The 7,951-nt window shown below is 64.4% G+C and carries 12 protein-coding genes and 1 pseudogene; 3 read left to right on the top strand and 10 right to left on the bottom strand.

Annotated features, from left to right (window positions below):
* Positions 1-153: 153 nt before the first annotated feature.
* The gene (locus tag R4P95_RS23860) at positions 154-318 is read right to left on the bottom strand and encodes a hypothetical protein (RefSeq protein WP_213572219.1); all 165 of its coding nucleotides are present in this window, start codon (positions 316-318) and stop codon (positions 154-156) included.
* A 2-nt stretch (positions 319-320) separates the two neighbouring features.
* Complete coding sequence (locus R4P95_RS23855) at positions 321-989, bottom strand: TetR/AcrR family transcriptional regulator (protein WP_317744751.1); 669 nt, start codon at positions 987-989, stop codon at positions 321-323.
* Positions 990-1,050: 61 nt separating this feature from the next.
* Here R4P95_RS23855 and R4P95_RS23850 point away from each other — a divergent pair, with 61 nt between their 5' ends.
* A complete protein-coding gene (locus tag R4P95_RS23850) occupies positions 1,051-1,545 on the top strand; it encodes an FBP domain-containing protein (protein WP_317744753.1) in 495 nt (164 codons plus the stop codon).
* Between the two features lie 285 nt (positions 1,546-1,830).
* On the opposite strand, the gene R4P95_RS23845 is transcribed toward R4P95_RS23850, so the two are convergent.
* The 7 genes and pseudogenes from R4P95_RS23845 to R4P95_RS23820 form a co-directional block, all read right to left on the bottom strand.
* Positions 1,831-2,601 carry a hypothetical protein gene (locus tag R4P95_RS23845; protein WP_317744754.1) on the bottom strand — a complete coding sequence of 257 codons (771 nt, stop codon included), beginning with the start codon at positions 2,599-2,601 and terminating at the stop codon, positions 1,831-1,833.
* A 159-nt stretch (positions 2,602-2,760) separates the two neighbouring features.
* Positions 2,761-3,033 (bottom strand): annotated as a pseudogene (locus R4P95_RS33655) (PDDEXK nuclease domain-containing protein); the annotation flags it as partial.
* Between the two features lie 416 nt (positions 3,034-3,449).
* Complete coding sequence (locus tag R4P95_RS23840; RefSeq protein WP_213572215.1) at positions 3,450-3,680, bottom strand: hypothetical protein; 231 nt, start codon at positions 3,678-3,680, stop codon at positions 3,450-3,452.
* 129 nt (positions 3,681-3,809) lie between these two features.
* Positions 3,810-3,959, bottom strand: coding sequence for a hypothetical protein (locus R4P95_RS23835; RefSeq protein ID WP_249353792.1), 150 nt, complete (start codon positions 3,957-3,959; stop codon positions 3,810-3,812).
* 53 nt (positions 3,960-4,012) lie between these two features.
* On the bottom strand, positions 4,013-4,285 hold the full coding sequence (locus tag R4P95_RS23830) for a hypothetical protein (RefSeq protein WP_249353790.1): 273 nt from the start codon (positions 4,283-4,285) through the stop codon (positions 4,013-4,015).
* Positions 4,286-4,367: 82 nt separating this feature from the next.
* Positions 4,368-4,880 (bottom strand): hypothetical protein, encoded by a 513-nt coding sequence (locus tag R4P95_RS23825; RefSeq protein ID WP_213572214.1) that lies wholly within the window; start codon positions 4,878-4,880, stop codon positions 4,368-4,370.
* 156 nt (positions 4,881-5,036) lie between these two features.
* Positions 5,037-5,564: a hypothetical protein gene (locus tag R4P95_RS23820; protein WP_317744755.1), complete on the bottom strand. Its 528-nt coding sequence runs from the start codon at positions 5,562-5,564 to the stop codon at positions 5,037-5,039.
* 280 nt (positions 5,565-5,844) lie between these two features.
* Here R4P95_RS23820 and R4P95_RS23815 point away from each other — a divergent pair, with 280 nt between their 5' ends.
* Both R4P95_RS23815 and R4P95_RS23810 read left to right on the top strand, forming a co-directional pair.
* Positions 5,845-6,471 (top strand): hypothetical protein, encoded by a 627-nt coding sequence (locus R4P95_RS23815; protein WP_249353788.1) that lies wholly within the window; start codon positions 5,845-5,847, stop codon positions 6,469-6,471.
* On the top strand, positions 6,472-7,116 hold the full coding sequence (locus tag R4P95_RS23810) for an RES family NAD+ phosphorylase (RefSeq protein WP_213572211.1): 645 nt from the start codon (positions 6,472-6,474) through the stop codon (positions 7,114-7,116). It abuts the gene before it with no gap.
* 623 nt (positions 7,117-7,739) lie between these two features.
* On the opposite strand, the gene R4P95_RS23805 is transcribed toward R4P95_RS23810, so the two are convergent.
* The gene (locus R4P95_RS23805; protein WP_317744756.1) at positions 7,740-7,865 is read right to left on the bottom strand and encodes a hypothetical protein; all 126 of its coding nucleotides are present in this window, start codon (positions 7,863-7,865) and stop codon (positions 7,740-7,742) included.
* Positions 7,866-7,951: the final 86 nt, after the last annotated feature.

Below are 7,951 nucleotides of genomic sequence, written 5' to 3'. Positions count from 1 at the left end.
GTGAGAGTGCCCGAAAGTCTGCCGCTCCGTGGGGCAGGTCCTGCTCACCGACCAGTGCCATACCTGTGAGTCCCGGCAACGAGGGCCATGCCTACAACCGGCGCAATCTCGACGAGGGCTCAGCGGCTTTTCCATTGACACCGACAGACCCGGTCACAGGAGCGAAGAGACGAACGGCACGATCGCGATCACACACGCGGAGCGGGTAACGGCACCACCCAGTGCCGCGATCACCGAGAGGACTGCCAGCGGGGCAGGCACTTCGCGGACAAGGATTGCGCGCCCTCCCGCTGCCTCGTTTCTCTCGGTCTTCGACATTGTCATTTCGCCTCGGCCGCGAAATCGGACACGGTAGGTAGGGTACCGGCGAGGATCTCTGCACGCGCTGCAACGACCGCGTCGTCGTGCGCGGACTGTGTATCCCCATTGGGGCCCAGCGCAAGGTATTCCAAGAGCAATCCACGATGCACCGCAACGATCCGCGCAGCGATCGACCGAGCTGCTCCAGGCGATGCCCCCGCTCTTTCGATCGCATCGGCCATCGGGGTAAGCCACTCGTCCACGGCGGGCCGGAGAAAGCTCTCACGCAACCCTGGATCTCGCGCTGCTGCTGAATAGATTTCGAAGAACAGAGCAATTCGACGTCGCCCGGAAGGAGTCGAAGCCTCCGCCCATGCCAGGTTCAATCCTTCGGCAATGACGTCCGCAACTGCTTCGGGTCCCGATCGCTGCTCCGATTCCTCTGCGAGGCAACGGATTCGGAAAATCAACTCGCGCGACATGTCCAGGTAGGACGCGCGCACCCTGTCCACCACAGCTTCGACCAACAGCTCACGGCTACCGAAATGGTGAAGGAGATTGCGAGTTGACGTTCCGAGATCTTCGGCGAGTGGGCGCAGCGTCAGGTCGAACAAGCCGTGCTCCTCGGCATATGCAGTACATCCGTCGAGCAACTCTCGGTACCTGGCGGCATCCTTGTATCGACCCATGCCGGCAATTTTATACTACGATCGGTTCATGAATCGCTCGTAGTACAAAAAGGGGATTGACATGCACAGCCTGACGAAGAAGGAGATTCTTCGCTCCTTCGTCAACAGCTCCCAGAGCCGAATCAAGACAGTGGCCTTTCCTCCGAGCTTCGATGAGACGGAGTGGGAGGAGTTGGACTTCTACGGATGGGTCGATCCACGCTCCCCCCAACGGGCGTATTTGGTCACCACGCACGCGTCCGGAGCGACTGGCATCGAACTCCGGAGGGCGAACTCCGAGGGTGCTCGTCCACGCAGTGCCATGTGCAACCTCTGCCACGCAGTACATCGTCACGGCGGGACTGCTCTTTTCACCGCGCGTAAGGCCGGCGCGTCGGGAAAGGCAGGTAACAGCATCGGCACCTACCTGTGCACCGATTTCTGCTGCTCGCTCTATGCCCGGGGCCTGAAATTGTTGCCGGACAATCAACCCGAACATGCCCTCCCCACACAGACGCGTATCGCACAGCTATGCCATCGACTCGACGGATTCGTCGCCCGCGTTCTCACTACGTGATGAATACGCACTCCGCACGCGTATATGGTGTCCGAAGCTCTTGACTGCAGGGACCACGAAGCTGGGCGGGGTGGATGGATACCGGATCAACTCCGGCTTGCGAATGCGGGAAACCCGGTCACCGTTCGCTGTCTTCTGGTCCCGCGAGGAAAGCGAGACTTCATGGGAACGGCGAGTTGTTCCCAGTTTTCGAGTCGAGGACGCAACGCCCTGTGAGGACAAGAAGCGGGCCGCCGCATCAGGCGTTGTTCCTGTGTGCCGGTCACGTGGAGGTGAAACCAGTTGTCACTGGTTGTCATCGATGCCGAACAGGCGTGTTACCCATTCGTCGATTGCCTCCCAAAGGGTTTTGTCGACGCGTTCGAGGCCTCCGTGCCACATTTCCCAGACTCGACCGGTGTCGTCGCGTGTATCCAGAGCGACTGCGTTGTCGGAGGCGTCGCGGCAGACGCCGACGAGTTGGTCGATGTCGGGTAGTTCGGATTCCACGATCTCCACGAATCGGAGTTCGTTGCTCACCGGGTCCCGTGATTGCCCGACGTACTCGAAATCGGCTGCCTCCCCGAAGTTCGAAATCCGCGGCATGTCTTGAGCTGGCATCAGGCCGATGGGGTCCTCGTTGAAGAATCCGTTCTGCACGGTCGTATAGAAGGTCTTGAGCCCGTGATCGATCCCCGCAGCGAACAACGGAATTTCGTTCTGCGGCAGCGGCGCTAGCCCGTATGCGACTTGAAAGTATGATGGGTGGGCTTCCCCGAAGATGTAGGCCAGCACCACGGCGGTCCGACCACCCTCGGAGAGGGTCGCGCGGCACAGTCTGAGGGTGGGTGCGGCGTCCCGGATGATCCGTGTGACGCGCGGGAGTTGCCCGGGGACCGCGTTCTCCCATGCCCGGAGCGCGACGTCGACGGGATTGCTCGAGGTTTGCGCGTCGATCCACCATCGGGGGATGGTGCCGACCTCGTCGTCGCTCAACTGGCCGGCGTCAATTGCGTCGAGATCGTGGAACGGATGCCGCGTCGCCAGAAGCTGCACAACTTCTTGGTCGGTGGTCACAAGCCACACCCTTTCTGATCCTTCGCCATGCGATGAATTCGCCCCCGGGGTAGCCGCGTGACCAGTCTCTCCCGCCCATGACTTTAGCAACTGTTTCTCGCCCCAACGCCGGCGGCTTTGGTGCCGCGGGCGGGGCGTGTCGGCTGATCTGGACGCCGCCGTAGGTGCGGTGGTCCCGGCAAGGGAGTAGCGGGCGACGTTGTCGTTGTGGCCGGCGCCTAGCAGGATCCCATGGTGGGTCTGTGCTGGGTGTGATCGCGCATGTTCTCGTCGATCCAGAACACGCAGAAGTCGAGTTTTGCCGACGTGCTCGGGTTCGAACCGGCCTATCTTCAGTTCGACCACGACGAAACAGGCGTGGATCCAGTTGCAGAACAGCAGGTCGTTCCTTGGGCGTCCGGAACCCTGCGTACCGCAGGGTTCCGGATTCATCCAGCACGATCCTCCGTCGCAACTTGGTGATCTCGTTCTTGCGAGCCATGCGGAGGGTAGACAGGACGCAGCTCGACGAAGACTTCACGCGGCCACTTCAGTGCGTCCTCAGTCAGGGTTGGTCAGGTCCATCAGCACTCCATTCTCAAGTTCGGAGTAAGTCTGACTGGCCCCCGGTCGCGGCATGCAGGGGACCCGATCCTGATCGACTTCAATGGCGGATCCGCCCGCGTCGGTGGCCGAAAATCCACGTCGGCGACCATTTCGGCAGCCCTCAGAGCTCCGGCCGGCTGGTCACTGCTGCTTGGTCCAGGTGCGGATGCGATCGAGGTTGTCCTCCAGCGGGGAGATGGCGTCCACGGTCAGATGGGCACGCTCAGTGGCGGTGTTTCGGCGCGCATGCGCTGCACGTGGTTTCAGTCGACTTCGTGCCAGCCGAGGATGTTGCGGTGCCGGCCTTCGATACGTCGGCGGTGTTCGTGTTCGTCGCTGCAGACGCATTCGACGATGTGGAGCCGGGCATCGTGGTCCTCGGCGATTTGTTGCCACCGCTGTGCGACGGTGCCAGTGATCGCGCAGTCGACGGTGGCGCCCTGGTCGAGCATCAGCTGTCGGACGATCAGCGATTCGAGGAGGCTGTGGTACATCGCGATCCGGCCGTTTCAGCTGAGCCAAGACGTGGTGGGCGGGCGCGAGTGCGCCGAGCAGCCAGTCCCCGAAAGGACGACCACCCGGCTGTTCATGGCTTGGATCGTCCTCCACCAGCGTTCGTGGTGTCACAAGTACTCGAAAATCGTTCCGGCCGTGGTGATCACCGGTGATGCGAGTAGCTGGGCCGGGCGCCTGCGGATGAGGAACCTTTCGACGCCGGGGTACTTCTCGCCGAGCGAGGTGCTGGTGAAGCCGGTCTTCTCGTAGAAGCGCACTGGGTCGGCGTCGGTTTCGGCGACGATCCGGTGCTGGGGTGGCGGGATTGTACTCAGTAGATGAGGACGGTGCCGGTACCTTGTTGCCGGTAGTGGGGGTTGGTGGCGAGGTGCAACAGCGTCACCCGATGCGGTGCGGCGCTGTATCCGATCACACCGACCGGCAGGCGACGGGTTCGGGCGACGGCGAGGACCGTGGAGCCGGTCCGGTAGGGCACGAGCGCCACGTCGAGGCGGTCCCGATCTTCCGATCCGACCGCGTATGTCAGGAGCGAGATGATGCCGTCGGGATGGGTCTCGTCGATGGCGACCGGGGTTGCGCTCACGTGGCCCACGGTAAGGCCGGTGTGTGCGAAACGCCGTCTGCGGGCCCCAGCGAGTCGAATCCCCAGGAACCTTTGGCCGCCTTCAACCTTCCTGGCGCCGGTCGAGGGCGTCCCAGGCGGCGCGCTGCGTGCACAGTTCACCGATGGCGGCGACCGCGGTGTCGGTGTGTGGGTCGACCCACACCGGTCCTTCCTGGCGGAGGCGGGGATTGAGGATGTGCCGTCCTCGCGATGGCCACTGGATGAATTCGTATCCGGTCAGCTCGCCTTGCGCGGTCTCGGCGACCCATGCTGCGACCTGCGGGTAGGGCGCATCCATCGATATGCCGTGGCAGAGGTTGAACCCACCGACCCCTGGTCCGCGCCAGCCGAGGGTGACGGCGTACTGGTCGCTGATGGCGAGTTCCCACACCAGACGGCTTACCTGCACGTCGCGTCCGTATCGCAGGCAGCGCAGATCACGGACAACGGCTGCGATCGCGGGTAGCCACGGGTCCGGTGGCTCGAAGCCCTGGGTGTCGTGGAAGTCCGGACCGTCGTCGGTCATGGCAAAACGCCACACCAAGCTGTCCTGGTTCCACTCCGGCATCGGCATGGAACCATCCTCGCCGTCGACGACTCCCTGCGATGCGCCTTTGCCCTACCCGTCCCGTGCCCCGGCACGAGGTGGGCGGGGGACGGTTCGGGGGTTGAGGGTTTGATTCCCGGGGCCAGGTACAGCTGGGTGTGGGTTAGCTTGTGCTGCAGTGGGTTAGCTGCCGAAGAGGGTGCCCGGCTCGCTGAGATCGGGTATGTCCTCCCGTTTAGGGTCGGAGTTGGGGACGGTGACGACGGTGGAGGCTTGTTGCACGGTGTAGGCGGTCATCGGGAACTGGACCAGGTATTGCTCGATCCCGGGGTAGGCGGAGACCCACATGGCGGGGTCGGTGCCCTCGCGTCCGCAGGAAGCGAGGGCGACGTAGGAGCCGTCGGGGATATCGGTGACCGTTTGGGTGGTGGTGCCGGGCGGTATGTCGCCCTGCTGGTACAGGGACTGACCAGTACGCATGATGTCGTCAACCGGTGGAAGTTCTCCGTCGGGGGCGGCGGCGAGGGAGGTGGTGCAGCCGATGGACGCGCCGGTGTTGTTGGTGATCGTGTTGGTCACGGTTGATCCGGTGACGCTGAAGGCGTAGGTGACGTCGCTGGCTTCGGCCGCTGATGCCGGCGCGGCGGCGACTGCGACGGCGAGTGGAATGGTCGCGGCGGCGAGGAGTGTGGTGCGGACGGTCATGCGCATGGGGTGGTCCTGTTCGTCGGGGTGGGTGGTGCTGGGTGAATCGTGCAGTAAAACCGACCGAATGGCATGGTTTTGATGACTATCGGCGAAGTGATGTATCCGCGGGCGGGCTGTGTGCGGTGAATGCGTCACTCGACCACATCGCGGCCTCGGGAATCACCAGGGTCCTGGCACCGCTGGATGGATGTGCCACCACCGCAGGTGCGCGGTAGCGACCTCTCACACTTCGGGCTATCATGGATTTGTGCCCGATAATCAGTGAAAGCGAGGGGTGGGTGTGATGAATGAGGCCACCGATATCAGCACCGAAGCCCGCTATCTGCGCGGGGATCTCGGTTTCGAGGACGCGCTGCGGGAGGTGACCGGCACCGATGTCGGCCGGAAGTTCTTCGCCCAGATCCTGCACAGCCTGTCCGACCGGAATCCGGCGGCGCCGCCTCTGTCCGACCACGACGCAGCGCTGCTCGATCAAGCCGGGTTCGTCGACGATCCGGCCGCGGCGACGGCCGCACGGGTGGACCGCGACATTCGCATGCAGGAGCTGGTCCGCAGCTCCCTGTCCATCGCGCAGGCCGCGGACCGGCTCGGGGTGACCGCGGCCCGGATCCGGCAACGCCTCGGCGAGGGCACCCTGTGGGCATTCGCGTCGGGTCGGAACCGGTTGCTGCCGCCCGCTCAGTTCACCGATACCGGTGCGGTGCCGCACCTCGATCAGGTGATGCCGTTGTTGACGAAGGATCTGCACCCGCTGACCGTGCAGGCGTTGCTCACCCTTCCGCAGCCGTCGCTGACCGTGGAGGGCCGGTCGGTGTCGATCGTGGCGTGGTTGACCGGCAGCGCCGGAGCCGCCGCCGATATCGAACAGGTCCACGATGTGATCACCGCCGCCGAATGGGAATCGGCATAGATGGGGTCGATGCTGCCCACACCACCGACCATCGCCGACCTCCGCGACGCGGGACTGCGCCCCGAGGAAGTGATCGACTGGCAACCGGCCGAGGTGGTGTGGCGGGTGCATCGCACCACCGGCACCCATGTGCTGCCGTGGAATGGACTGCGCACGTTCGGGCCGATCCTGCGGTTCGACCACCACCCGCCCCCGCGGGTCGAACATCCCGATTACGGCATCTGGTACGGCGCATCCAGTCCCCGCGGCGGGTTGGCCGAGGCGTTTCAGAGCGCCCGGGTGATCGACCGCCACCGCGGCGATCCGTATCTGACCGGGCTGCGATTCACCCGGCCGCTGAGACTGCTCGATGTTTCCGGCATCGGTACTGGGACGTGGGCGACCCGGGTCGGCGGCAACCACGCCCTCGACTCCGCCGCACACGGGCGAACCCAGCACTGGGCCCGCACCATTCACCGGGCCCACGACGATCTCGACGGGATCATCTACCGCGGCCGGTTCGCCGGCAGTGTGTGTATCGCGATCACCGAACGCGCCACCGACGCGTTCCCTGCGTTGCCGGCGTTGTCGCTGCCGTTGTCGCATCCCGGGTTGTCCGGACCGATCGACAGCGCGGCCTATCAGCTCGGCTACACCATCACCTGAGGCTGAGACACAAGCGTGGGCGAACCGGTTGGGCCCGCGGCACATGTCCCGTAGCGGCACGGCATCGCGATGCGGCGCTACACAATTGCCGCTGGACTCGGCTTCGCGGCCGTGACGGTTGCCGTCTTCGCCGGCGCGTGGCAGGCGCCGTACGCGGTTGTCGTGGCCGCGCACGTCGTGGCTTTTGTTGCTGTGCCGATGATGTGTCTGTGGGCATTCGGCTTCCGCCTGATTGCTGAGGCCGATTTCGCAACCTTGCCGGGCATCGTCCTTTCCGCTGCAATCGTGGGCGCAGTCCTCACTGTCGAGCATGATCAGCACCCGGGACCACTTCAGTGGATCCCGTGGGCTGCCTACGCCACAGCATTGGCGTTCGTCGTCCTACGCCTCGGCCTTGCGCACACGAAACACCGAGCAGGACTCGCTCTCGGAGCGCGCCGCGCCGAACATCTACAGGAGCGGCGAGAACACCTGGGTCTTCCAGCCCGAGCAGCTTCGACTGCTTCGGCACCTGATGAATCCATCGGAGCCGGACTGCCGGGACTGAGACGCGGAAGGGATCGCACCGCCACGCCAAAAACGTTCTGCCACATATGCGTCCGGCTCATCCTGCGCGCCGACACTCATTGCAGCAGGTTCTCGTACGCGCGGCGGTCGATGAGGGCGCCACCGAAGGCCGCGGCGACGAGCCACCAGGTCCGCCGGCGTACCAGCGTGCCGCCCACTACCGACTGTTGGATTGGGCCCACCTGATGGTGACCGGTCAGATGGGCAGTGGGGAGTCCGGAGTTGTGGACCGAAAGCGCGGAACGCGATTCCGGTCCACACCGGCGTG

The organism is Rhodococcus sp. IEGM 27 (assembly GCF_033142305.1).
Classification (GTDB): domain Bacteria; phylum Actinomycetota; class Actinomycetes; order Mycobacteriales; family Mycobacteriaceae; genus Rhodococcus_F; species Rhodococcus_F oxybenzonivorans.
This window is presented reverse-complemented; position numbering and strand designations above follow the sequence as displayed.